Consider the following 24,578-nt stretch of genomic DNA (forward strand, 5'->3'; position numbering starts at 1 on the left):
GCCCGCCCCCCGGGGGGGGGGGGGCCGGGCGACGGCCAGTCACCACGTTCGCGTCACCAAGCCGAGGGGGCCGCATGGAGGCACGCCGCGCCCGCGCCCGCGCCGGCGGACTCGTCGCGCTGGCCGCCTGCATCGGCGTCTGGCTCATCGGCAGCGGCTCCGGCGAGCCCGTCCGGCCCCCGCTGCCCTCCCCCGGTGAGGCACTGAGCGCCCAGGCCCGGTTCCCCGGGGCCATCGCCGCGCTCCCCGGCTCGCCGCCCACCCGGATCCGGATCCCGTCCATCCGGGTGGACGCCCCGCTCACCGGGCTGGGGCTGCAGGCCGACGGCAGTCTCGAAGTGCCGCCGCCCGCCCGCCGGAACCTGGCGGGCTGGTACCGCGAGGGCACCACCCCGGGTGCCACCGGCACGGCCGTCGTCGCCGGGCACGTGGACGACGCCGCCGGGCCCGCGGTCTTCTACCACCTCGGCGCGTTGCGCCGGGGTGCCCAGATCGAGATCGCCCGCGCCGATGGACGTACGGCCGTGTTCACCGTCCACGCGGTGGAGGTCTACGACGCCAAGGCCTTCCCCGACTCCCGCGTGTACGGGTCCGCGCCGCGCGCCGAGCTCCGCGTCATCACCTGCGGCGGGGGCTTCTCCCCGCGCACCGGCTACCAGGGCAACGTGGTCGTCTTCGCCCACCTGACGGGCACGTACTAGACGGCCTGGCTGCGGTGTCCGGGCACGGCCTGGCCGGTGCGGACGACCGCCTGGTCGCCGTGGGGTCCGAACAGGTGCAGGATCTCCACCACCTCGCCTTCGGCGGGGCCGAACCAGTGGGGTTCACCGGTGTCGAACTCGGCGACCTCGCCGGGGCGCAGGGTGAGGCTCCGCTCGCCGATGACGAGGTGGAGCTCGCCGGCGAGCACGTAGAGCCACTCGTAGCCGGCGTGGGTGACCCGTTTCGGCTCCCGGTACGCGAGCACCTGCTTGAAGACCTGGACCCGACCGGGGTACTGCGTCAGGGGGACCAGGACGCTCCCGTGGTCCCTGCGGCGGGGCTTGAGGTGGACGCGCGCGTCACCGGTGACCGGGGCCGCCACGAGCTGGTCCAGGGCCACGCGGTGGGTGCGCGCGAGCGGGAGGAGCAGTTCGAGCGTCGGACGCCGCTTGCCCGACTCCAGTCGGGAGAGGGTGCTCACGGAGATCCCGGTGGCCTGCGCGAGCGCCTCCAGGGTGAGGCCGCGTTCGCGCCGCAGCGCCCGCAGTCGCGGGCCGATGGCGTCGAGGGTCCGCCTGATCTCCGCGTCTTCTGCGAGTCCCGCGGGTTCTGCGGCTCCGGCGGCTTCCGTGTCCGTGTCCATGGGGACATTTTGCGGTACCGGCAAATTTCCTGGGCCTCGGCCGCCACCCGGTCCGAGCATGGGCCGACATCCGAAGCCGGTGGCCGACAGGCCGTCGCGGACCGAAGGCGGACCCATGACCACGACGATCCCGGCCGGGACGGCCGCAGGGCCCGCGCCCGGCGCGCGCCGCCGGTGGACGGTACTGGCCGTCTGCGCGCTGAGCATGTTTCTCATCGGAGTGGACACCACCATCGTCAACGTGGGCCTGCCCGCGATCGGACGCGGTCTGGAGGTGGGCACCCGAGGTCTGGAGTGGGTCGTGGACTCCTACACCGTGGTCATGGCCAGTCTCCTCATCGCCTCCGGCGCCCTCGCGGACCGCTTCGGACGCCGTCGCGTGTTCCGGTGCGGGCTGGTCGTCTTCGGGCTCGCCTCCCTCGCCTGCGCGCTCGCTCCGTCGCTCGGCATGCTCGTCGCGGCGCGGGCCGTCCAGGGGGTCGGGGCCTCGATGCTGAGCCCGGTGGCCCTGGCGATCGTGGTCAACGCGATGCCCGACCCGCGGGAGCGTGCCCGGGCCATCGGGATATGGGCCTCGGTCTTCGGGCTCAGCATGGCCGCGGGCCCGGTCATCGGCGGGGCCCTCATCGCGGCGTTCGGCTGGCGGTCGGTGTTCTGGATCAACGCGCCGGTGATCGTCTGCGCGCTCGTACTGGTCGCGGTGTTCGTTCCGGAGTCCCGCGGACAGCGGGCCCGGCGGATCGACCTGCCCGGCCAGGTGCTCCTCACGACGGCCTTGTGCGTCTCGGTCGGCGTCCTGATCGAAGGCCCCCGCATCGGCTGGACCTCCCCCGCGGCCCTGGCCTGCTACGCCGTCGTCGCGGCGGCCGCGACGGCCTTCGCCCGGGTCGAGCTCCGGCCCGATCCCCTGATCGACCTCGGGCTGTTCCGGCGCCCGCCCTTCGCCTCGGCGGTACTGGGCGCGGTGGCGGTGTTCGCCGCGCTGAGCGTGAGCCTGCTGCTCACCACCCTGTACCTGCAGAGCTCCCGCGGCTGGACCCCGCTCGCGGCCGGGGCGGCGACCCTTCCCATGGCGCTCGGGGCCACCGTGTGCGCGCCGTGGTCCGGCAGCCTCACGGGGCGCCTCGGGCCGCGGCGTCCGCTCCTCCTCGCGGGTGGCTTCACCGCCGCGGGCGGGCTCTGCCTGGTGGGCCTGAGCCCGGACACGGGCGTGCCGCTGCTCCTGCTCGCCTACCTGCTCATCGGCGTCGGGTTCGGCTTCGCCAACGCCCCGCTCACCCATACCGCGGTCGGCGGACTGCCGCCGTCCCGCGCCGGTGTGGCCGGGGCCGTCGTCTCCACCGCCCGCCAGGTCGGATCGGCGGTCGGCATCGCCGTCGCGGGGGCCCTGGCCGGGGGCGCCGACCCGGCGGGCCTCGCCCGGGCGTCCCGGCCGGGCTGGCTGCTCGTGACGGCCTGCGGACTGTTCCTCTGCGTGGTGGCCCGTGCCTCCGGGAGGAATCCTGCCCCGAAGGCGCCGTCCGGCAGGCCCTAGAAGGGAAGCGCGTACCAGCGCCGGTGCACGTACGGCTCGACGCACAGGACCGCGGCGCCCGCCACGACTCCCACCAGGAGCGAGGTCCAGCCGCCTCCGGCGACGAGCGCGGCGGCGCAGGCGGCGGCCACGACCAGCGGCCGGGCCAGGGTCAGCGGGCCGAGCCCGACGACCACGGCGAGGGTGCTGGCCCGGAACGGCAGCGCGAAGTAGGCGGCGAGCGAGAGCGCGACGGCAAGGGCGTAGGCGCCGAGCGGGACGAGGTAGCCGACCCCGCCGTCGGCGAGGACCCCGTACGCCCGGTCGGTGTCCTCGGCGAGCAGCAGGACGGCCCCGGCCGTGAGGGCGGGGGCGAGCAGCAGGACGGCGCCGACCGCCAGCCCGCGCAGGGACGCGCGCAGGACCGCGCTCCGCTTGCGGATCCGGGCGTCCCGGCCGGCGTAGGCGCGGAAGCCGCTGAACGCCGCGTCGACGAGGCCGAGGGCGGCGAGCGGCAGGACCGGGTTCATCGCGCGGCCCCGGCGTCGGACGCGGATCCGGACGCGGCGCCGGAGGAGGCGGCCGCGGCGTCGCGTCCCGGCGGTCCGCCGCGGGTCAGGTGCTCCGCACCCACGAGCCGGCGCGAGGAGCGGCCGAGGGCCTGGCGCAGCGGGTCCTCCAGGTAGGGGCGGAGGCCGATGACCGGACGCAGGGTGGTGCAGAAGGGGTTGGACAGGCCCCGGGGTTCGTAGAGCAGCGGCCGGATGCCCGGTACGGTCGCGGCGCGCAGCAGGGTGTCGTCCGAGTGGGCGCGCCGGGCGGAGACGACCCCGTCGTGGCGGCCGAGCGGATGGCGCATCCGGGCGCGGTGGAACATCCAGGCGCCCACGGGTGCCAGCCGGGTGGCGGCGATGTCGAAGTGGCAGAAGGCGAGTGCCTGGGAGTCGGCCTGTGCCTCGAAGAACTCCGTGAGCGCGGGGCCGCGGAAGTGGTGGAGCACCCCGGTGGAGACGTAGACGGTGGCGACCTCCGGAAGGTCGAAGGCGTTGCCGTGGACGAACCGGCAGTCGAGTCCCTCGGCGCGGGCCAGCCGGTCGGCCTCGGCGACGAGGGCGGCGTCGAGGTCGACGCCGATCAGCTCGACGTTCGGGCCGAGGGCCCCGGTGGACGCCAGCCAGCGGACGAGGTAGCCGAGCCCGGATCCGATGTCGACCAGGCGGAACCGGCCGCGGCGGCCCGCGATCTCGCGGATGGCCTCGAACAGCGGGTCCAGTACGTGCACCAGCCGTTCCCCGATGCGCAGTTCCTCGCTGAGCCGCTGCATCTCGGTGTGGACGCCGATCATCAGCCGGTCCACGGCGAGCGGGTCGAGCACGTCGTCCGGGCCGGCCGGCAGCCCGGCGACGATCCGGGCCGCGCGCGGATCCCCGGCCTGGTCGAGCCGGCGGACCACGTCACCCCGGCGCACCGGCAGCCGCGCCCCGCTGAGCGGGTCGGTGACGGTGATCAGGTCGGATATCTCAAGGTGGGGCACGACGGGAACTTTATCCCCCGAACGCGGTCCGGCCCCAGGTCAGCCCCACTGTTCGAAACCCAGCTTCAGCACCAGGCCGCCGACGACCGTCAGGAGCACTCCGCGGACGAAGCCGCTGCCCTTGCTCAGTGCCATCCGGGCGCCGATCATGCCACCGGCGAGGTTGAACACGGCCATCAGGGCGGCCAGTTGCCACAGCACCATGCCCTGGTAGGCGAACATCGCGAGCGCTCCGCCGTTGGTGCACACGTTGACGATCTTCGCCGTGGCGGAGGCCGTGACCAGGTCGAGGTGGAGCAGTGCCGTCAGCGCCAGCACCAGGAAGGTGCCGGTGCCGGGGCCGATGAGCCCGTCGTAGAAGCCGATGCCTAGACCGGCCAGGGCGATGGCGAGCACGACGCGCCGGCGGCTGACGGGGGCAGCTCCGGGAGCGACGCCGAAGCCGGGGCGGAAGAGGACGAAGGCCGCGACGACCACCAGGACCACCATGATCAGCGGCCGCAGCGCGTCCTTGCTGATGCCGCCGGCCAGGGCGGCCCCGCCCATCGAGCCGACGAGCGCGGCCACGCCGATGCGTACCGCGAGCTTCACGTCCACCGGGGTCTTGCGCAGGTACGCCACGGCCGCGCCCGAGGTCCCCACGATGGACACGGCCTTGTTGGTGCCGAGGACGGTGGCGGGATGGGCGTTCGGCAGGCCGAGGAGCAGGGCGGGCAGGAGCAGCAGGCCGCCGCCGCCCACGACCGCGTCGATCCAGCCGGCAGCGGCGGCGGCCACGCACAGCACGATGATCATGGTTGTCGATATGTCAGGCACGCCCCGACCCTATGGAGGGGTTGGGTGCAGTAGCCATCAATCCCCGGAAACTTGCGCAAAGGTTGAGCTTCGCCCGGCCGGAGCCCGGTCCGGGGCCACGGGAGCCGACGGATCCACCGCCGCCGTCAGCACGCTCGCCGCCAGCACACTGGCCAGCCCGAGCCCGGCCGCCACCCGCCGGCCGGGCGGTACGGACCCCAGCGCGACCAGCACCACCCGCACCGGGGAGGCACGGGGCCTACGATGCCGGGCCCCGGGCACCTGCGACCGTCCCGCCGCCCGCGGCCCGGACCCGCCGAAAGCCACCCCCAGCCCCTCCGGCGCTTGCGGACCGGCCCCGGACCCGCCGAAAGCCACCCCCAGTCCGTCCGGCGTTTGAGGACCGGGCCCGGGCCGAGCCCCGGGAACGGGCGAAGGGCGGGTAGGGGACGACCCCCGCGGAGCGCGAAGGGACACGGGCAGGGCGACGTGCAGCGGGTGGCGCATGGTGCGGCGACCTCTCGGGCGGCGGAAGCGGAAGCGGTGGCGGGCTCAGAAGCCGAAGCACTCGGCGTGGATCCGCCCCGCCGGCACCCCGGCCCGCCGCAGCGCGGACTGCGTGGCGTCCGCCATTCCGCGCGGCCCGCACAGGTACACGTCGTGCTCGGCCAGTTCCGGAACCAGCGCGGCCAGCGCCTGCGGAGCCAGCGGGTCGAAGGCGGCTCCCGACGGCCCGAGCAGGTAGTGCAGCCCGGCCTGCCGTTCGGCGGCGATGGCCTCCAGCTCGGAGCGCAGGACGAGGTGCTCCTCGGCGCCCGCCCGGTAGAGCAGGGTGATGTCCCCCGGCCCGCCGGGCAGGGTCTCGAACAGCGCCCGCATCGGGGTGATCCCGACCCCGCCGGCGATCAGCAGCACCTTGGTCCGGGTCCGCCGGGCGGCGGTGAGCGCCCCGAAGGGGCCGGTGGCGAGGACCCGGGTGCCGGGACGCAGCCGGCGGATCCGGCGGGAGTGGCCGCCGAGGGCCTTCACGGTGATGCGCAGGGTGTTCCCGCGGACCGGCGCCGACAGCGAGAACGGCAGCGCGGTGTGCCACAGCCTGCGCTGCAGGAACCGCCAGCGCAGGAACTGCCCCGGCTCCGCGCGCAGCTCCGCGAGGTGTTCCCCGTAGACGAGGACGGAGACCACCCCGGGACCCTCGTCGCGGACCTCGGCGACGCGCAGCGCGTGCCGCAGGGCTTGGCGTACGGGGACCACGGCGCGGTACCAGAGCAGCAGGACGGCGACCACCGTGTGGGCGAGGGCCCAGAACCAGGCGACGGGCGCCAGGTCCGGCCCGGCGAGCTGGTGCCCGAAGGCGAGGGCGGCGGCGAGGTACACCAGGAGGTGGACCCCCCGCCAGGTTTCGTGGCTGACCCGGCCGCGTACGGAGCGGGCGGAGGTGATGCCGACGGCGACCAGGAGGACGGTCCCGATCGCCGCGGCGGCCAGAGCCGGGTAGCCGAGCAGCTCCCGGACGGCGGAGAGCACGTCGACCCCCTCGTGCACGGCGTAGCCGCAGAGCGCGAAGGCGGCGTGCCCGAAGCAGAGCAGCAGGACGTGGCGGCCGCCCAGCGCGTGCCAGCGCGCGAGCCGGGCCGCGCCGACCCCGTGCTCGACGGCGGGGACCCGGGCCATGAGGAAGAGCAGGACCAGCACCCCGTACCCGGCGAGCAGGCCGGACAGGTGCGCGGCGGTGGCGAACAGCGCGTCGAGCCGGGCCGAGGGCCGCACCTGGGCGGCCCACAGCAGGGCGACGGTCCCCGCCCCGCCGAGCATCCCGCCCTTGACCCGAACCGCCATGTCTCGCTCTCGCATACGGCCACGCTACGGGCGGTCCGGCGGGCTCCCCGGCCCTCCGGTGATCCTTAAGGCGGCCTTGAGGAGCGCCTCACGGACGCTTAACCCGCACGCTGAGGTCGGCGTTCCGTCAGGGAAACAACAGCGATGCCGTGGGGAAACAGCGGCCGCGCACTCTCGTGTCATGACCTCGGAACAGCAACGCGTGGTGGTGATCGGCGGCGGCCTCGCCGGCCTGCGGCTCGCCGCCCGGCTGGGCGGGGACGTCCGCGTCCTCGGTGAGGAGGCGCACGCCCCTTACAACCGGGTCCTCCTCGCGGAGGTCCTGGCCGGCCGGTACGCGCCGGAGGTGACGGCCCTCCCGGCCCCCGGCCCGGCGCTGCGCCGCGGCGTGCGGGCGGTCCGGATCGACCGGGCGGAGCAGGTGGTGCACTGCGACGACGGAACGGTCGAGCCGTACGGCACCCTCGTCCTGGCCACGGGGTCGAACCCGGTCCTCCCTCCCCTCCGCGGCCTCTTCGAACCCGAAGGGCACGACCTCCCCGCCGGGGTCCACGCCTTCCGCACCATGGACGACTGCCTGGCCCTGTCGGACGCCGTACGTCCCGGCGTGCGCGCGGTGGTGATCGGCGGCGGCCTCCTCGGCGTCTCGGCGGCCCGCGCCCTGGCCGAGCGCGGCGCCCAGGTGGTCCTCGCCCAGCAGGGCGAGCGCCTGATGGAACGCCAGCTGGACGCGGAGGCCTCGGAGCTCCTGCGCACCCACCTGGCCGACCTGGGCGTCGAGATCCACACGGAGTGCCGGGTGCGCGGCCTGTCCACGGCGCCCGCGGCAACCCAGCCGCACGCCGTCGGCGGACTCGGCGAAGATCCGGTCCCTCCGGCGTTCGAGGAGCGGGACCGGGCAGAGCCCGCAACGCCCCGCAGGGTCGCCGCTCCCGAAGCCACTCCCGCCCCCGCCCCCGCCCGTGCCCCTGGCCGGCGCCCGGGAACGGGCCCAGCCCAGGGCCACCGCCAGGTCACCGGCGTGGAACTCGCCGACGGCTACCGCCTGGACGCCGACATCGTCGTCCTGGCCTGCGGCGTCCGCCCCCGCACGGGACTGGCGCTGGCCGCCGGCCTCGACGTCGGCAAGGGCATCCTCGTCGACGACAAGCTGCGCACCAGCGACCCCCGCATCCACGCCATCGGCGACTGCGCCGAGCACACGGGCCGGGTCTACGGCCTGGCAGGCCCCGCCCTGGAACAGGCCGAGGTCCTCGCCGACGTCCTCCTCGGCACCGGCGAGGGGATCCCCGCCGGTGCCGCCTCCGGATACACCGGAACCCGCGCCCTCACCCGCCTGACCCTCACCGCCGGCGGCGACCGGCCCCTCGACCTCGCCGCCTTCGGCGAGACCACCCCGCTCCCCGGCGACGACGTGGTCCGGCTCACGGACGCCACCCGCCGCACCTACCGCAAGGTCGTCGTCCGCGGCGACCGCCTCGTCGGCGGGGTCCTGCTCGGCGAACTCTCCAGCGTGGGCGCCCTCGCCCGCAGCTGGGAGGACGGCGAGGCCCTGACCGACCTGCACCACCTGCTCACCGACGACGGAGGCTCCTGATCATGGCCGCAGCCACGCCCACGCCCGCCCCGGCCCCGGCCACCGCCCAGGCCCCCGGGTCCCGCCCCGCCATCGTGCTCATCGGCCACGGCATGGTCGGTCAGCGCTACCTGGAGGCGCTCGCCGAACTCGGCGTCACCGCCACGCACCGGATCACGGTGCTCTGCGAGGAGCCCCGGCCCGCCTACGACCGCGTGCACCTGACCGCGTACTTCTCCGGCAGCACCCCCGAGGACCTCTCCCTCACCCCCGCCTCCTTCATGGAGGAGCACGGGATCGCCCTGCACCTCGACGACCCCGCGGAGACCATCGACCGCGCGGCCCGCACCGTCACCTCCCGCACGGGGCAGGTGTTCCCGTACGACGTGCTGGTGCTCGCGACCGGCAGCTACCCCTTCGTGCCGCCCGTCCCCGGCAAGGACGCCCCGGGCTGTTTCGTCTACCGCACCATCGAGGACCTCCTCGCGATCGAGGAGTACGCCAAGACCCGGACCAGCGGCGCCGTGGTCGGCGGCGGCCTCCTCGGCCTGGAGGCCGCCGGCGCGCTCCAGGGCCTCGGACTCACCACCCGCATCGTGGAGTTCGCACCCCGGCTGATGCCCGTCCAGGTCGACGAGGGCGGGGGCGCGGCCCTGCTCCGCACCATCGAGAACATGGGGCTCACCGTCCACACGGGCGTCGGCACCCAGGAGATCCTCGCCGGCGAGGACGGCGCGGTCAGCGGCATGAAGCTGTCCGACGGCTCCAGCGTCGCCACCGACCTGGTCGTCTTCTCCGCCGGTGTCCGCCCCCGCGACCAGCTCGCCCGCGAGAGCGGCCTGACCGTCGGCGAACGCGGCGGCATCTCCGTCGACGCCCGCTGCCGCACCTCCGACCCGAACGTCTACGCCATCGGCGAGTGCGCCCTCGCCTCCGACGGCCGCGTCTACGGCCTCGTCGCCCCCGGCTACGAGATGGCGGAGACGGCCGCCGCCGACCTGCTGGGCCGCGAGAAGGAGTTCACCGGCGCCGACCTCTCCACCAAGCTCAAGCTCCTCGGCGTGGACGTGGCCTCCTTCGGCGACGCCCACGGCGCCACCGCCGGCAGCCTCGACGTCGTCTACTCCGACTCCCGCTCCGGCGTCTACAAGAAGGTGGTCGTCTCCGCCGAAGGCGTCCTGCTCGGCGGCGTCCTGGTCGGCGACGCCGACTCCTACGGTCTGCTGCGCCCGCTCACCGGCACCGTACCGCCCGTCACCCCCGAGCAGTTGGTCCTGCCCGCCGGCGCCGGCGCACCCGTCGCGCTCGGCCCGGCCTCGCTCCCCGACTCCGCGGTGATCTGCTCCTGCCACAACGTCACCAAGAAGGCGATCACCGCCCACACCACCGTCCCCGAGGTCAAGAAGTGCACCAAGGCGGGCACCGGGTGCGGGAGCTGCCTCAAGGTGATCGGCCAGCTGATGCCGCCCGCCGCCGACAAGGGGCTCTGCGACTGCTTCTCCTTCACCCGCGCCGAGCTCTACGAGATCGTCCGCACCCTGCGCGTGACCTCCTACGAGCAGCTCCTCGACAGCCACGGCCGCGAGGAGGCGCGCGGCGGCGAAGGCTGCGAGGTCTGCAAGCCCACCGTCGGTTCGATCATCGCCTCGCTCGCCCCCACCCTCGGCGCGAGCGGCTACGTCCTGGACGGGGAGCAGGCGGCCCTCCAGGACACCAACGACCACTTCCTCGCCAACATGCAGCGCAACGGCTCGTACTCGGTCGTCCCGCGCATCCCGGGCGGCGAGATCACCCCCGACAAGCTCATCGTGATCGGCGAGGTGGCCCGCGACTTCGGCCTCTACACGAAGATCACCGGCGGACAGCGCATCGACCTCTTCGGCGCCGCCCTCGACCAGCTCCCCCGCATCTGGGCCCGGCTCGTCGAGGCCGGATTCGAGTCCGGGCACGCGTACGGCAAGGCCCTGCGGACGGTGAAGTCCTGCGTGGGCCAGACCTGGTGCCGCTACGGGGTCCAGGACTCCGTACGGATGGCCATCGACCTGGAGCTGCGCTACCGCGGCCTGCGCGCCCCGCACAAGCTCAAGTCGGCGGTCTCCGGCTGCGCCCGCGAGTGCGCGGAGGCGCAGAGCAAGGACTTCGGGATCATCGCGACGGCGAGCGGCTGGAACCTCTACGTCGGCGGGAACGGCGGGGCCACCCCGCGCCACGCCGATCTGCTGGCGCAGGACCTGTCCGACGCCGAACTGGTCCGGCTCATCGACCGGTTCCTGATGTTCTACATCCGCACCGCCGACCGGCTGGAGCGGACCTCCACCTGGCTGGACCGGCTGGAGGGCGGCCTCGACCACCTGCGGGACGTGATCGTGCGCGATTCGCTCGGGCTGTGCGCGGAGCTGGAGTCGCTGATGGCCGACCACGTGGCGCACTACCGCGACGAATGGGCCGAGACCCTGGACGACCCGGAGCGGCTGCGCCGGTTCGTGTCCTTCGTCAACGCCCCCGGCGCACCCGACCCGAGCGTGAAGTTCGTCCCCGAACGCGGTCAGGTCAAGCCCGACCTGACCGTCCTCACCCTGGAGCCCCTGGGAGGCAACCGATGACCGTGGAACTGCAGGTGGCGGAGGGATGGCTCACCGTGTGCGAGCTGTCGGCGCTGATCCCCGGGCGCGGGGTGGCGGCGCTGCTGCCCGACGGGAGCCAGGCCGCCGTGTTCGTCGACCGTGCGGGACGCCCGTACGCCATCGGCAACCGGGACCCCTTCACCGGGGCGCAGGTGCTCTCGCGCGGGCTCGTCGGCTCGGCCGCGGGACGGCTCTTCGTGGCCTCGCCGCTGCTCAAGCAGCGCTTCGACCTGGAGTCGGGGCACTGCCTGGACGACGAGGAGGTGGCGGTCCGGACGTACCCGGTACGGACCGCCGCGACCTCCGTCTGAGGGTCAGCCCTGGACGATCGACGGGTCCATCCACATGATCTCCCAGGTGTGCCCGTCGAGGTCGTCGAAGGCACGGCCGTACATGACCCCGTGGTCCTGGGCCGGGCGGGGCTCGGTGGCCCCGGCCGCCAGGGCCCCGTCGACGAGCGCGTCGACCGCGTCGCGGCTCTCCGCGCTCAGACACAGCAGCACCTCGGAGGTCTTGGTCGCGTCCGCGATGTCCTTGTGGGTGAAGTCCTTGTACCGGGCCTCGGTCAGGAACATGGCCACGATCGAGTCGGTGATGGGCATCGAGGCGCAGTTCTCGTCGGTGAACTGGGCGTTGTAGCCGTAACCCAGCTTGCTCCAGAAGGTCTTGGTGGCCTCAAGGTCCTTGACCGGCAGGTTGACGAAGATCATGGTGGAGGACATCGGGGTCTCTCTTCTCTCGGTGCGCTTCCGTTGCTTTCGAGAGGTAGACCGCGGGGCCGCGGGGAACTCATCGCTCCCGGCGAAGTTTTTTCGGATTTCTCCGACGCGGGATGAACCCGCAGGTCAGACGAGCAGGACGGGTCGGACGGGTCGGACGGGTCGGACGGGTCAGACAACTCTGGCGAACGAGCGCAGCTCCAGGGCAGCCAGCGGTACGAAGCCCAGCCCGTCGGCGCTCTCCAGGGAGGCCCCGGCACCGGCCAGCCGCTTGTGCAGGGCGAGCGCGATCCGCTCGCCCTGGGCCTTGGCCCGCTCCGCGTTCGGCCCCCGGTGCAGTCCGTCGATCGTGGCACGCCACAGCTGCACCCAGCGGCCGAAGTCCTCGGCGGTCATCTCGCGGGCCGACTGGAGGGCCGCGTGCGGGGCGAAGGCGTCGCGCCGGTACTCGGCGCTGCGGAAGAGGGCCCGCTCCCAGAAGTCCGTGATCCGGGGCAGGTGCACGTCGAGGTCGGTGCCGGCGATCTCCGTGAAGAAGGGTCCGATCCGCGGGTCGGCGAAGGCCGCCGTGTAGAAGCGGCGCAGCACGACGTCGAGGTCGGCGCGGCCGGAGATGTCGATGACGGCTGCGTGAGGGCTCATGGGTCCACCATCCTCCCGCACGGGTGCCCTCCCCAGGGCAGAAAGTCCCGCAATACGTCGCCCGGGCGTCTCGCCGTCCCGAAAATCCCTCCGGACGGATTGACCCCGAGCCGGTCGTTCCCCCTTCATATGGAATTGACGTCACGTCAACTCAGCACTTCTAAGTTCCTCGACGCGTGTGCGACTCCGCGTCCGACCGGGCGCGGAGCCTCCTCCTCCCACAGGAGTGACCGTGGAACGTCGTACCTTCCTTCGCGGGGCCGTCATCGGTTCCTCGGCCGCCGCCTTCGGCGGCACCTTGATGCACGGCGCGGCCTACGCGGCTCCCGCCCAGCCGGGCGCCGGCCCCTACGGGCCGCTCGGCTCGGCCGACGCGAACGGCATCATGCTGCCGGCCGGCTTCACCAGCCGGGTGATCGCCCGTTCCGGCCAGAATGTCGGCTCCACCACCTACAAGTGGCACAGCGCCCCTGACGGCGGTGCCTGTTTCGCCGACGGCACGGGCTGGATCTACGTGTCCAACTCGGAGATCTCCTCCACCGGCGGCGCCAGCGCGGTGAAGTTCGACTCCTCGGGCTCGATCACCTCCGCCTACCGGATCCTGTCCAACACGAACCGGAACTGTGCGGGAGGGGCGACCCCCTGGAACACCTGGCTGTCTGCCGAAGAGGTCAGCCTCGGCTACGTCTACGAGACCGACCCGTGGGGTGTGAACCCCGCCGTCCGCCGCTCCGCGATGGGCCGCTTCAACCACGAGGCCGCCGCCGCCGACCCGGTCCGCAAGGTCGTCTACCTCACCGAGGACGACTCCAGCGGCTGCTTCTACCGGTTCGTCCCCACCACCTGGGGCAACCTCTCCACCGGCACCCTCCAGGTCCTCAAGGCCGGCACGGCCACCTCGGGCTCCTTCACCTGGGCCAACGTGCCGGACCCGGACGGCTCCCCGACGGTGACCCGCAGCCAGGTCTCGGGCGCGAAGAAGTTCAACGGCGGCGAGGGCTGCCACTACGCCAACGACACCGTGTGGTTCACCACCAAGGGCGACAACCGCGTCTGGCAGCTCAACGTCGCCACGAACACCTACGAGCTGGCCTACGACGACTCCCTCGTCCCCAGCGGCACGGCCCCGCTGACGGGCGTGGACAACGTCACCGGCTCCTCCTACGGCGACCTGTACGTCGCCGAGGACGGCGGCAACATGGAGATCTGCGTGATCACCCCGGACGACGTGGTGGCGCCCTTCCTGCGGATCACCGGCCAGTCCTCCTCGGAGGTCACCGGCCCGGCCTTCTCCCCCGCCGGCAACCGCTTCTACTTCAGCAGCCAGCGCGGCACGAGCGGCAGCTCCTCGGGCGGCATCACGTACGAGGTCACCGGCCCCTTCCGCGTCTGACCCCTTCGGCCGAGCCCCGGCGGGGTCCACCCCGCCGGGGCGCGGCCGCCCTCACGACACCACGGCCCCACCCTTGAGCAGCGCGGCTCCGAGCGGCGTCACCGTGTGCAGCACGGCGTTGCCCCGCCGCAGGGTGGTGACCAGCCCGGCCTCCCGCATCACCCCGGCGTGCTGGCTCGCGGACGCCAGCGAGACCCCGGCCCGCCGCGCGAGCTCGCTCGTGGTGGCCCCGTCGCCGATCGCCTGGAGCACCACCGAGCGGGTGTGCCCGACGAGCTTGCCCAGGGTCTGCTGGCGGTGCCGGCGCCGCTCCTCCGCCGGCCGGGCCGCCTCCCCGCCGGCGGCCTGCGCCGAGGACAGGTCGGCCGCCGCCGGATACACCAGCACGGGCGGCAGCTCCGGATCGTGCAGGGTCACGGCCGTGCGCCGGCAGAAGAAGGAGGGCTGGAGCAGCAGCCCGCGCCCCCGCAGCCGTACGTCCCGGTCCACGGGGTAGTCGCACTCCAGTACCGGCGCCCGCCACCGCAGCATCGGCGGCAGCGAGGCGAGCAGCTCGTCCGCTCCCCCGTCGAGCAGCGCCCGCCCCCGCGCGGCCCGCTCGGCCTCGATCTGCGCCTGGATGTGGCTCCAGTACGGCTCCACGGCCGCCCGGTGGTACCCGCGCAGCTCCCCCAGCAGCCGGGGCAGGTGCGCGGTGTCGCCCTCCATGAAGTCCCGCAGCCGCCGGGGGACCAGCACCTCGGAGCCGCGGTACGCGGCCCCGCCGGCCGCCGCCGGCATCCCGAAGGCCGCGGCCATGCCGGAGCCCGCTTCCGCGCCCCGGCCGAGCAGGGTGAGTTCGCGGCGCAGCCGCTCGGGGCGGATCCCGCGCAGCGCGTCGAGGCCCACGTCCCACCCGTAGCGCCCCTCCACGGGGGTCAGGAAATCGGGGAAATACCCGCGGCTCGGTATCAGCGCGCCGAGAAGCCGGGTTTCACCATTCAGCCTGGTGCGCGTTTCGGCACGCCAATCGCCGAAGAGCCGGGTATCCCGCCGGTCCCGTAAGCGGTGAAAACTCAGAATCGTTTCCCACAACGCATCCGGACGCCCTGCCATCCTTACGCGCGCGAGGTCCACTCCCGTGAAATGGATACGCAGCACCCGAACCCCCACCTGTGCAACCGCAATCCCCCCGCCCCTCGAGTATGCATGCCGTCACACGTGGTCACCATGGCCTTTCAGCCACAGTTGAAACCCCTTTCGGCGAAGGTGTGACAAGCGAAATCCTGTACTCCGCCGGGCACACTCCGGCGCGACCGAAACGCTCCGCGAAGGCCGTGGGGGGCTTTGCGGGGCCTGGCGGTCGGTCGCACCGGGAAGCGCCGACGTGTCCGGCGGATTGGCGGCAGGCGGTGGACGGGTGGGGATCCGTCCACCGCCTGTTGCCGTTAAGGCATCTGGAACAACATTGAACCAATACTGAGCGGAACGCCGGCCGGAACACCCGGCAGTGCCCGCGACCGGGAACGGCCGGGGAAATGGGACGCGCCTGCCACCGGACGTCAGGGAACCCGGGGGCAGGCGCGGTCAAGGGGGCCCCGTCAGCGGGGCCGGGGAGCGGTCAGCGGCTGTCGCTGCCCTTCGCCTCGGCGGCGGCGCGGCCGGCCTCCAGGCGCGCGACCGGGATCCGGAACGGCGAGCAGGAGACGTAGTCCAGGCCGACCTCGTGGAAGAAGTGGACGGACTCGGGGTCGCCGCCGTGCTCTCCGCAGACGCCGAGCTTGAGGTCGGGGCGGGTGGCCCGGCCGGCCTCGACGGCGCTGCGGACCAGCGTGCCGACGCCGTCCCGGTCGATGGTCTCGAAGGGCGAGACCCCGAAGATGCCCTTCTCCAGGTAGGCGGTGAAGAAGCTGGCCTCGACGTCGTCGCGGGAGAAGCCCCACACCGTCTGGGTCAGGTCGTTCGTGCCGAAGGAGAAGAACTGGGCGGCCTCGGCGATCTGGCCGGCCGTGAGGGCGGCGCGGGGCAGCTCGATCATGGTGCCGATGGTCAGCTTGAGGTCCGTGCCGGTGGCGGCCTCGACCTCGGCGATGACCGCGTCGGCCTCCTCGCGGACGATCTCCAGCTCCTGGACGGTACCCACGAGCGGGACCATGATCTCGGCGCGCGGGTCGCCCTTGGCGTTCTTGCGCTCGGCCGCGGCCTCGGCGATCGCCCGGACCTGCATCTTGAAGAGGCCGGGGATGACCAGGCCGAGGCGGACTCCGCGCAGACCCAGCATCGGGTTCTGCTCGTGCAGCTTGTGCACGGCCTGGAGCAGGCGCAGGTCGTTCTCGTTGGCGTCCTTGCGGGACTCGGCGAGGGCGACGCGCACCGACAGCTCGGTGATGTCGGGCAGGAACTCGTGCAGCGGCGGGTCGAGCAGGCGCACGGTGACGGGCAGCCCGTCCATGGCCTCGAACAGCTCGACGAAGTCCTTCTTCTGCAGCGGCAGGAGGGCACTGAGTGCCTCCTCGCGCTCGTCGTCGGTGTCCGCGAGGATCAGCCGCTCCACCAGTTCACGGCGCTCGCCGAGGAACATGTGCTCGGTGCGGCACAGGCCGATGCCCTGGGCGCCGAAGCGGCGGGCGCGCAGCGCGTCCTCGGCGTTGTCGGCGTTGGCGCGCACCCGCAGGCGGCGTACGCGGTCGGCGTAGGCCATGATCCGGTGCACGGCGGCGACGAGCTCGTCGGCGTCGTCGGCGCCGGCGTGCATGCGGCCCTCGAAGTACTCGACGACCGGGGACGGTACGACGGGTACCTCACCGAGGTAGACCTTGCCGGTGGAACCGTCGATGGAGACGACGTCGCCCTCTTCGACGACCGTCCCGCCGACCGTCATGCGGCGGCGCTTGGTGTCGACCTCGAGGTCCTCGGCGCCGCAGACGCAGGTCTTGCCCATGCCGCGGGCCACGACGGCGGCGTGCGAGGTCTTGCCGCCGCGCGAGGTCAGGATGCCCTCGGAGGCGATCATGCCGTCGAGGTCGTCGGGGTTGGTCTCGCGGCGGATCAGGATGACCTTCTCGCCGGAACGCGACCACTTGACGGCCGTGTAGGAGTCGAAGACGGCCTTGCCGACGGCAGCGCCCGGGGAGGCGGCGATGCCGCGGCCCAGCAGGGTGGTCTTGGCGCCCTCGTCGAAGCGCGGGAACATCAGCTGCGCGAGCTGGGCGCCGTTGACGCGCTGGAGGGCCTCGGCCTCGTCGATCAGGCCCTGGTCCACGAGCTGGGTGGCGATGCGGAAGGCCGCACCCGCGGTGCGCTTGCCGACGCGGGTCTGGAGCATCCACAGCTGGCCGCGCTCGATGGTGAACTCGATGTCGCAGAGATCCTTGTAGTGGGTCTCCAGCGTCGTCATGATCGTCATGAGCTGGTCGTACGAGACCTTGTCGATGGTCTCCAGGTCCGCGAGCGGCACGGTGTTGCGGATGCCCGCGACCACGTCCTCGCCCTGGGCGTTCTGGAGGTAGTCGCCGTAGACGCCGGCGTGGCCGGTGGCCGGGTCGCGGGTGAAGGCGACGCCGGTGCCCGAGTCGGGGCCGAGGTTGCCGAAGACCATGGAGCAGATGTTGACCGCGGTGCCCAGGTCGCTCGGGATGCGCTCCTGGCGGCGGTAGAGCTTGGCGCGGTCGGTGTTCCAGGAGTTGAAGACCGCTTCGACGGCGAGGTCGAGCTGCTCGCGGGCGTCCTGCGGGAACTCTCGGCCGGCCTGCTTGGCGACGATCTTCTTGAAGCGGGTGACCAGCTTCTTCAGGTCGGCGGCGTCGAGGTCGGTGTCGACGGTGACCTTCTTGGCGGCCTTGGCCTCGTCGAGGGCTTCCTCGAACAGCTCGCCGTCCACGTCGAGGACGGTCTTGCCGAACATCTGGATCAGGCGGCGGTACGAGTCCCATGCGAAGCGCTCGTTGCCGGCCTGGGTGGCGAGACCCGCGACGGACTCGTCGGAGAGGCCGATGTTGAGGACCGTGTCCATCATGCCCGGCATCGAGAACTTGGCGCCGGAACGCACGGAGACCAGCAGCGGGTCGTCCGACTGGCCGAGCTTCTTGCCCATCTTCGCCTCGAGGGCGGCGAGGTGCGCGCTGACCTCTTCGCGCAGCTCGGCCGGGGCCTCGCCGCTGTCGAGGTAGACCTTGCAGGCCTCGGTGGTGATGGTGAAGCCGGGAGGGACCGGCAGACCCAGGTTGGTCATCTCGGCGAGGTTGGCACCCTTGCCACCGAGAAGGTCCTTGAGGTCGCGGTTGCCCTCCGTGAAGTCGTAGACGAACTTCTGATCTTTGTTTTCCGACACGGGTCTCGACTCCTCGAGGCTCGGTGGCTGCCCTGACGGCCAGGAACATACCCAGATCGAAGGCTTATGGGTACGTCCACTTGGCGGTCATGTGGCCGTAACCACCTGCGTGCCAGCAGATCTAATGTAACTGGCGAGTAGCCGAAACCTACGAAGACCCTTCAGGTCCCGAAGGCTGAGGTGCCCACTTCGGCCTGTTCCCGCTCCGATGAGCGATCATCGATACATTTGCGTTCAATACTTGAACGCACAAAGGGTGGCACCCAGTGCCACCCTTTGAAAGTCTTACCCGTGACCAAAGCGCTCATCTGAGCGAAACCTCACCCATGCGTGGCGTATGTCACGCCGCGCATGGCGCGTTTTGCCAGCGAATTCTCAGCCTCCGGACGTGTCCTGTTCGGCGTCCTCGCTCACGCCCGCGCAGTCGTACGGATCCTTCAACCAGCCCTCGGGCAGGACAACCCGGTTGTTTCCGGACGTACGACCCCTCGGCCCGTCCGCACTGTCCGGCCAGGGCTGATCCAAATCCAGCTCGCTCAGATGAGCATCCAGCTCGGCCAGGGAGGAGGTGACGGCGAGCTTCTGCCGCATCTCCGAACCCACCGAGAAGCCCTTGGTGTACCAGGCCACGTGCTTACGGAAGTCGATCACCCCGCGCGCCTCGTCGCCGATCCACTCCCCCAGCAGCTGGGCGTGGCGGAGCATGGTCTGCCCGACCTCCCGCAGCGTGGGCTTGTGGAAGTCCTCGGGACGCCCCTCGAAGGCCGCCACCAGGTCGTTGAACAGCCACGGGCGCCCCAGGCAGCCGCGCCCGACGACGACACCGTCGCAGCCGGTCTCGCGGACCATCCGCAGCGCGTCCTCGGCGCACCAGATGTCGCCGTTGCCGAGCACCGGGATCTCCGGCACGTGCTCCTTGAGCCGTGCGATGGCCTCCCAGTCGGCGGTGCCGCCGTAGTGCTGGGCGGTGGTGCGTCCGTGCAGGGCTATCGCGGTGATGCCCTCCTCGACGGCGATCCGGCCGGCGTCGAGGTAGGTGAGGTGGTCGTCGTTGATGCCCTTGCGCATCTTCATCGTGACCGGCAGGTCACCGGCGCCCGCGACGGCCTCGCGCAGGATCGCGCGCAGCAGGTTCCGCTTGTACGGGAGGGCCGATCCGCCACCCTTGCGGGTCACCTTGGGCACCGGGCAGCCGAAGTTGAGGTCGATGTGGTCGGCGCGGTCCTCTTCGACGATCATGCGGACCGCCTTGCCGACCGTCGCGGGGTCGACTCCGTACAGCTGGATCGAGCGAGGCTTCTCGGTCTCGTCAAAGTGGATCAGCTGCATGGTCTTCTCGTTGCGCTCGACCAGGGCCCGGGTCGTGATCATCTCGCTCACGAACAGCCCCTTGCCGCCCGAGAACTCGCGGCACAGGGTACGGAACGGGGCATTGGTGATGCCGGCCATCGGCGCGAGCACCACCGGGGGCTGCACGGTGTGCGGGCCGATCGCGAGAGGCGGGGGGAGCGTGGTCATCCCACCATTGTGGACCAGTCGTGCCGTTGATCGCATGTCTTTAGTTAGGCGTACTATCGGCATCATGCACGAGTTGACCCAGCGGCGGCGGCTGCTGATCCTGACGATCTGCTGCATGAGCCTGCTCATCGTCAGCCTCGACAACACCGTCCTGAACGTCGCGCTCCCCGCGATGCGCCGCGATCTGGACGCCTCCGTGGCCGGCATGCAGTGGACGATCGACGCGTACACGCTGGTCCTGGCCTCGCTGCTGATGCTGGCCGGGTCCACGGCGGACCGGATCGGCCGCCGCAAGGTCTTCATCGCCGGCGTCGTGCTCTTCACCGCCGGCTCGGTGCTCTGCTCGCTCGCGCCGAGCCTGGGCTGGCTGATCGCCTTCCGGATGATCCAGGCCGTCGGCGGCTCGATGCTCAACCCCGTCGCCATGTCGATCATCACCAACACCTTCACCGAACCGCGCGAGCGGGCCCGCGCCATCGGCGTCTGGGGAGCCGTCGTCGGCATCTCCATGGCCGCCGGCCCGCTGATCGGCGGCCTGCTCGTGGACTCGGTCGGCTGGCGGTCCATCTTCTGGATCAACCTCCCCGTCGGCATCCTCGCCCTGATCCTGACCCTGCGCTACATCCCGGAGTCCCGGGCCGACCACCCGCGCCGCCCGGACCCGGTCGGACAGCTGCTGGTCATGGCGCTGCTCGGCTCGGTCACGTTCGGGATCATCGAGGCCCCCGCCGCCGGAGTGGGCTCCCCGCTGATCCTGGGCTGCGCGCTCGTCGCCGTCCTGTCCCTGGCCGGGCTGGTGTCCTACGAGTCACGGCGGACGGAGCCCCTGATCGACCCGCGGTTCTTCCGCAGCGCCCCCTTCAGCGGGGCCACGGTGATCGCGGTCAGCGCCTTCGCCGCGCTGTCGGGCTTCCTGTTCCTGAACACCCTGTACCTCCAGGACGTACGGGGCCTCGACGCCCTGGACGCCGGCCTGTACATGCTGCCGATGGCGGCCTTCGCCTTCCTCTGCGCACCCGTGTCGGGACGGCTCGTCGCCAGCCGGGGACCGCGGCTGCCGCTGGTGGTCGCGGGCGTGACGATGAGCGCGAGCGGGCTGCTGTTCGCCGCGTTCTCGGCCGAGAGCTCGACGCCGATGCTGTTCTGCGGGTACGTGCTCTTCGGAATCGGGTTCGGCCTGGTGAACGCCCCGATCACCAACACCGCCGTCTCCGGGATGCCGCGCGCCCAGGCCGGAGTGGCCGCCGCGGTGGCCTCCACCAGCCGGCAGACCGGCGGGGCGCTGGGCGTGGCGATCGTCGGCGCGGTCCTGGCCGCCGGGATGGCGGGCGGGTCCGGCTCCGCCGCCGCGTTCGTGGATTCGGCCCGGCCCGCCTGGTGGATCATCACGGCGTGCGGACTGCTCGTCCTGTGCGTCGGCTACGCCACCAGCGGCAACTGGGCCCGCGGGACGGCCCTGCGCACGGCCCGCACCCTGGAGTCGGAGGCCGGCCCGGCGCGCACGGGCGCCGCACCCCGGCACTGAGCCGGGGGCTGGAGAACCACGGGGCCGCGCGGCTGACGGACCGGACCCGGCCGGCTGCCGACCGACCGCCTACTCGTCGCAGGCGAAGTCCTCGCCGTGCGAGTCGATCCGGTCCAGCAGGCCGCGCAGCGCGTCCCGGTCCCGGTCCGAGAGGCCGGCGAACAGGTGGAGCTCCACCGCGTCGAGGGCCGCGTTGGTCTTCGCGAGGGCCGCGGTGCCGGCGTCCGTGATGGCCACGTTGTGGCGGCGGCGGTCGGCCGGGTCCCGGCGGCGCTCGACGAGCCCGTCGCCCTCCAGGTCGTTGAGGATCCCGACGAGCACGCTCGGGTCCACCTCCAACCGCTCGGCCAGCGCGCGCTGGCCGACGGGCCCGCCGTCCAGGTGCGTCAGGGTCATCGCGTGGCGCGGGGTGAGTCCGGCGGCGCTCAGCGCCTTCCTCATGCGGGTCTGGGTGATCGATCCGTGCCAGGCCAGCAGCATGCCCAGCCGCTGCGGCGGGTGCGTGGAGTCCTGAGGCGCCGTCATGTCCACATCGTAACAACTCGGAAATGATTGCACTCTGCCGATCGTTGATGGTATTCAATGGTTATTCATTGCCGATCGTTGGAGTTCATCATGTTCATCGCCTATGCCGTCGTCGCCGGACTGCTCGCCCTCACCCTCGCCGCGTCCGCGACCTTCACGCTCCAGCGCAACCCCGCGGTCACGGAGAACATGACGAAGCTCGGAGTGCCCGATTCCTGGCTCCCCCGACTGGCCGCCCTCAAGGCGGCCGGCGCGATCGGCCTGGTCGCAGGCCTGTGGCTGACTCCACTGGGCATGGCCGCCGCCGTCGGCGTGACCCTCTACTTCCTCGGCGCGGTCCTCACCCACCTGCGTGCGAAGGACTACGACGTCGCCCCCGCGGCCGTCCTCACCCTCGTCGCGGCCACCGCCCTGGCCCTGCGCGCGGCGGCCTGACGCATCCCGCACGCCCGGAACGCCGACACCGAGAAGACCGAGCTCCACGGCTCCTTCGCGCGAACGGATGACAGATATTGAAATCTGTCATCCGTCATGCCATTCTCGTTCCATGACGACGAACCCGAGCACCTCAGCGCACACCTCCGCACCGCACCGCACCCTCGGCACCACCGGACCCTCGGTCTTCCCCCTGGGGCTGGGCTGCATGGGGATGTCCGCCCTCTACGGCGAGGCCGACCGGGCGGAGTCCCTCGCCACCATCCATGCCGCCCTCGACGCCGGGGTCACGCTCCTCGACACCGGCGACTTCTACGGCATGGGGCACAACGAGCTCCTCATCAACGAAGCCCTGCGCACCGCCCCCGCCGCGGCCCGCGAGAAGGCGCTGACCAGCGTGAAGTTCGGCGCCCTGCGCACGGTCGAGGGCGGCTTCACCGGGTACGACGGGCGGCCGGAGGCCGTCAGGAACTTCCTGGCCTATTCGCTCCAGCGGCTCGGCCGGGACCACATCGACATCTACCGCATCGCCCGCGTGGACCCCGACGTGCCGATCGAGGAGACCGTCGGCGCCATCGCCGAGGCCGTCGCCGCCGGACACGTCCGGCACATCGGGCTCTCCGAGGTCGGCGCGGACACCCTGCGCCGGGCCGCCGCCGTGGCTCCCATCGCCGACCTCCAGATCGAGTACTCCCTGATCTCGCGCGGAATCGAGGAGGAGATCCTGCCGGCCGCCCGCGAGCTCGGCATAGGCGTCACGGCGTACGGGGTGCTCTCCCGCGGCCTGATCAGCGGCCACTTCACCCGCGACCGGGCGCTGGCTCCGGGTGACTTCCGCGGGATGAGCCCGCGCTTCCAGGGCGGCAACCTCGACCGGAACCTCGACCTGGTCGACGCCCTGCGCAAGGTCGCCGACGAGAAGGGCGTCACCGTCGCGCAGACGGCCATCGCCTGGGTGCTCGCGCAGGGCGAGGACATCGTGCCGCTGGTCGGCGCCCGCAGCCGCGACCGGCTCGGCGAGGCACTGGGCGCCCTTCAGGTCACCTTGACCCCCGCCGACCTCGCGGCCATCGAGGACGCGGTCCCGGCCGGTGCGGCCTCGGGCGACCGGTACCCGGCAGCCCAGATGGCCCACCTGGACAGCGAGCACTGATCCGGCTGTACGGTCGTACTCATGCCACCCGCAGCCGCCGAGCCCCTCACCCCCGAGCGCATCCTCGAAACCACCGAGGAGGTGCTGCGCCGCTTCGGCCCGACCAAGGCGACGGTGGTGGACGTGGCCCGCGCCCTGGGCGTCAGCCACGGCAGCGTGTACCGGCATTTCCCCTCGAAGGCCGCGCTGCGCGAGGCGGTCACCGACCGGTGGCTCGCCAAGAGCGTGGTCATGCTGGAGGAGATCGCCTCCGCTCCGGCCGAGCCGGCCCCCTCCAAGCTGGAAGCGTGGCTGGAGGCGCTGTTCGAGGCCAAGCGCCACAAGGCGGGTGACGACCCGGAGCTGTTCGCGACGTACATCGTGCTGCTCGGCGAGAACAGCGACGTGGTGGACCAGCACCTGACCGAGCTGATCGGGCAGCTGTCCCGGATCATCGGCGAGGGGGTCGCGGAGGGATCGCTCAGCGCGCCCGACGTACCGGCCGCCGCGCGCGCGGTGTTCGACGCCACCGGCCGCTTCCACGACCCGCAGTACGCGGCGGACTGGCTCACGCCGAGCATCACCGCCGAGTTCGAGGCGGTCACCGCCCTGGTCATCCGGGGCCTGCGCGCCTGACCCTGGAACCGGCCGCTCCGGACAGCTTGATCATCATTTGGGACGGCGGGCCCTCGCCCCGCACCGGCCGTGTTCCTACGTTCCCCCTCACCGCACACCATCAGGTCTGGTCCAGGGGGAACCTTGTCCACTCAGCAGGAACCGGGCGCAGCGGTCCGGGCCGCCGGCCCGGTCCGGAGCCGCCGCGGCGATCGGCTGGGCCCTGACCATCGGGTTCAACGTGGTCGCGCCCATCCTCACGTACAACATGCTCACCGACCGGGGCTGGAGCGAGTTCGCCGCGCTTCTGATCTACGGCTTCCTGGTCTCGCTGATCGTCTGGACCATCCGGTTCTCCCAGCGCACCCAGGCCGAGGGCGAGGCCAGGGCCGCGGCCCTGGCGGCGGCGTCGGCAGAGGCGTCGGCGTCGGCGTCGGCAGCCGCGGAGGACCGTCCGGCGCCCGCGTAACCGGGAACCGGCCCGCAAGACGGCTGTGGCCCCGGGGGGGGTGGGGCCCGGGGCCCACCCCCCGGGGCGG

The 24,578-nt window shown here is 72.4% G+C and carries 22 protein-coding genes; 11 read left to right on the forward strand and 11 right to left on the reverse strand.

Features of this window, described 5'->3' with window-relative positions:
• Window positions 1–74 precede the first annotated feature (74 nt).
• A complete protein-coding gene (locus ABZY57_RS24780; protein ID WP_356515382.1) occupies window positions 75–701 on the forward strand; it encodes a class F sortase in 627 nt (208 codons plus the stop codon).
• Here the strand turns inward: ABZY57_RS24780 and ABZY57_RS24785 are convergent.
• Entirely contained in the window at window positions 698–1,345 is a 648-nt protein-coding gene (locus tag ABZY57_RS24785) for a helix-turn-helix domain-containing protein (RefSeq protein ID WP_356515384.1), read from the reverse strand. The genes ABZY57_RS24780 and ABZY57_RS24785 overlap by 4 nt on opposite strands.
• Before the next feature lie 115 nt (window positions 1,346–1,460).
• On the opposite strand from ABZY57_RS24785, the gene ABZY57_RS24790 reads away from it, so the two are divergent.
• Complete coding sequence (locus ABZY57_RS24790) at window positions 1,461–2,879, forward strand: MFS transporter (protein WP_356515386.1); 1,419 nt, start codon at window positions 1,461–1,463, stop codon at window positions 2,877–2,879.
• Here ABZY57_RS24790 and ABZY57_RS24795 read toward each other — a convergent pair.
• The 4 genes from ABZY57_RS24795 to ABZY57_RS24810 form a co-directional block, all read right to left on the reverse strand.
• On the reverse strand, window positions 2,876–3,388 hold the full coding sequence (locus ABZY57_RS24795) for a hypothetical protein (protein WP_356515388.1): 513 nt from the start codon (window positions 3,386–3,388) through the stop codon (window positions 2,876–2,878). The two genes, ABZY57_RS24790 and ABZY57_RS24795, sit on opposite strands and share 4 nt — an antisense overlap.
• Window positions 3,385–4,392 carry a class I SAM-dependent methyltransferase gene (locus ABZY57_RS24800; protein WP_356515390.1) on the reverse strand — a complete coding sequence of 336 codons (1,008 nt, stop codon included), beginning with the start codon at window positions 4,390–4,392 and terminating at the stop codon, window positions 3,385–3,387. The genes ABZY57_RS24795 and ABZY57_RS24800 overlap by 4 nt, the downstream gene beginning before the upstream one ends.
• Window positions 4,393–4,431: 39 nt before the next feature.
• Window positions 4,432–5,208 carry a TSUP family transporter gene (locus ABZY57_RS24805; RefSeq protein WP_356515392.1) on the reverse strand — a complete coding sequence of 259 codons (777 nt, stop codon included), beginning with the start codon at window positions 5,206–5,208 and terminating at the stop codon, window positions 4,432–4,434.
• Between the two features lie 531 nt (window positions 5,209–5,739).
• Window positions 5,740–7,041: a ferredoxin reductase family protein gene (locus tag ABZY57_RS24810; RefSeq protein ID WP_356515394.1), complete on the reverse strand. Its 1,302-nt coding sequence runs from the start codon at window positions 7,039–7,041 to the stop codon at window positions 5,740–5,742.
• Window positions 7,042–7,207: 166 nt separating this feature from the next.
• On the opposite strand from ABZY57_RS24810, the gene ABZY57_RS24815 reads away from it, so the two are divergent.
• Genes ABZY57_RS24815 through nirD form a run of 3 tightly spaced genes read left to right on the forward strand, consistent with a single transcriptional unit; the run spans window position 7,208 to window position 11,537 of the window.
• Window positions 7,208–8,623 (forward strand): FAD-dependent oxidoreductase, encoded by a 1,416-nt coding sequence (locus tag ABZY57_RS24815; protein WP_356515396.1) that lies wholly within the window; start codon window positions 7,208–7,210, stop codon window positions 8,621–8,623.
• Window positions 8,624–8,625: 2 nt separating this feature from the next.
• Complete coding sequence (gene nirB, locus ABZY57_RS24820) at window positions 8,626–11,205, forward strand: nitrite reductase large subunit NirB (RefSeq protein ID WP_356515398.1); 2,580 nt, start codon at window positions 8,626–8,628, stop codon at window positions 11,203–11,205.
• On the forward strand, window positions 11,202–11,537 hold the full coding sequence (nirD, locus tag ABZY57_RS24825; protein ID WP_356515400.1) for a nitrite reductase small subunit NirD: 336 nt from the start codon (window positions 11,202–11,204) through the stop codon (window positions 11,535–11,537). The genes nirB and nirD overlap by 4 nt, the downstream gene beginning before the upstream one ends.
• A gap of 3 nt (window positions 11,538–11,540) precedes the next feature.
• Here the strand turns inward: nirD and ABZY57_RS24830 are convergent, their stop codons facing one another.
• Both ABZY57_RS24830 and ABZY57_RS24835 read right to left on the reverse strand, forming a co-directional pair.
• Window positions 11,541–11,948 carry a VOC family protein gene (locus ABZY57_RS24830; RefSeq protein ID WP_356515402.1) on the reverse strand — a complete coding sequence of 136 codons (408 nt, stop codon included), beginning with the start codon at window positions 11,946–11,948 and terminating at the stop codon, window positions 11,541–11,543.
• A gap of 168 nt (window positions 11,949–12,116) precedes the next feature.
• Window positions 12,117–12,587, reverse strand: coding sequence for a group III truncated hemoglobin (locus tag ABZY57_RS24835; RefSeq protein WP_356515404.1), 471 nt, complete (start codon window positions 12,585–12,587; stop codon window positions 12,117–12,119).
• A gap of 232 nt (window positions 12,588–12,819) precedes the next feature.
• On the opposite strand from ABZY57_RS24835, the gene ABZY57_RS24840 reads away from it, so the two are divergent.
• Entirely contained in the window at window positions 12,820–13,980 is a 1,161-nt protein-coding gene (locus ABZY57_RS24840) for an alkaline phosphatase PhoX (RefSeq protein ID WP_356515406.1), read from the forward strand.
• 51 nt (window positions 13,981–14,031) lie between these two features.
• On the opposite strand, the gene ABZY57_RS24845 is transcribed toward ABZY57_RS24840, so the two are convergent.
• The 3 genes from ABZY57_RS24845 to dusB form a co-directional block, all read right to left on the reverse strand.
• Window positions 14,032–15,120 (reverse strand): helix-turn-helix domain-containing protein, encoded by a 1,089-nt coding sequence (locus ABZY57_RS24845; protein ID WP_356515408.1) that lies wholly within the window; start codon window positions 15,118–15,120, stop codon window positions 14,032–14,034.
• 460 nt (window positions 15,121–15,580) lie between these two features.
• Window positions 15,581–18,289: a pyruvate, phosphate dikinase gene (gene ppdK, locus ABZY57_RS24850; protein ID WP_356515410.1), complete on the reverse strand. Its 2,709-nt coding sequence runs from the start codon at window positions 18,287–18,289 to the stop codon at window positions 15,581–15,583.
• Window positions 18,290–18,664: 375 nt separating this feature from the next.
• On the reverse strand, window positions 18,665–19,807 hold the full coding sequence (gene dusB, locus ABZY57_RS24855; RefSeq protein ID WP_356515412.1) for a tRNA dihydrouridine synthase DusB: 1,143 nt from the start codon (window positions 19,805–19,807) through the stop codon (window positions 18,665–18,667).
• Window positions 19,808–19,871: 64 nt separating this feature from the next.
• Here dusB and ABZY57_RS24860 point away from each other — a divergent pair, with 64 nt between their 5' ends.
• Entirely contained in the window at window positions 19,872–21,332 is a 1,461-nt protein-coding gene (locus ABZY57_RS24860; protein ID WP_356515414.1) for an MFS transporter, read from the forward strand.
• Between the two features lie 69 nt (window positions 21,333–21,401).
• On the opposite strand, the gene ABZY57_RS24865 is transcribed toward ABZY57_RS24860, so the two are convergent.
• Window positions 21,402–21,857 (reverse strand): MarR family winged helix-turn-helix transcriptional regulator, encoded by a 456-nt coding sequence (locus ABZY57_RS24865; RefSeq protein WP_356515416.1) that lies wholly within the window; start codon window positions 21,855–21,857, stop codon window positions 21,402–21,404.
• A gap of 90 nt (window positions 21,858–21,947) precedes the next feature.
• Here ABZY57_RS24865 and ABZY57_RS24870 point away from each other — a divergent pair, with 90 nt between their 5' ends.
• The 4 genes from ABZY57_RS24870 to ABZY57_RS24885 all read left to right on the forward strand — a co-directional run bounded on the left by ABZY57_RS24870 (window position 21,948) and on the right by ABZY57_RS24885 (window position 24,508).
• Window positions 21,948–22,292 carry a DoxX family protein gene (locus tag ABZY57_RS24870; protein ID WP_356515418.1) on the forward strand — a complete coding sequence of 115 codons (345 nt, stop codon included), beginning with the start codon at window positions 21,948–21,950 and terminating at the stop codon, window positions 22,290–22,292.
• Between the two features lie 112 nt (window positions 22,293–22,404).
• Window positions 22,405–23,445 carry an aldo/keto reductase gene (locus ABZY57_RS24875; protein ID WP_356515420.1) on the forward strand — a complete coding sequence of 347 codons (1,041 nt, stop codon included), beginning with the start codon at window positions 22,405–22,407 and terminating at the stop codon, window positions 23,443–23,445.
• A gap of 21 nt (window positions 23,446–23,466) precedes the next feature.
• The gene (locus ABZY57_RS24880; RefSeq protein ID WP_356515422.1) at window positions 23,467–24,060 is read left to right on the forward strand and encodes a TetR family transcriptional regulator; all 594 of its coding nucleotides are present in this window, start codon (window positions 23,467–23,469) and stop codon (window positions 24,058–24,060) included.
• 220 nt (window positions 24,061–24,280) lie between these two features.
• Entirely contained in the window at window positions 24,281–24,508 is a 228-nt protein-coding gene (locus ABZY57_RS24885; RefSeq protein ID WP_356515424.1) for a hypothetical protein, read from the forward strand.
• The last annotated feature ends 70 nt before the right edge of the window (window positions 24,509–24,578 follow it).

It is taken from the genome of Streptomyces sp. NPDC006450, assembly GCF_040612195.1.
GTDB lineage: Bacteria > Actinomycetota > Actinomycetes > Streptomycetales > Streptomycetaceae > Streptomyces.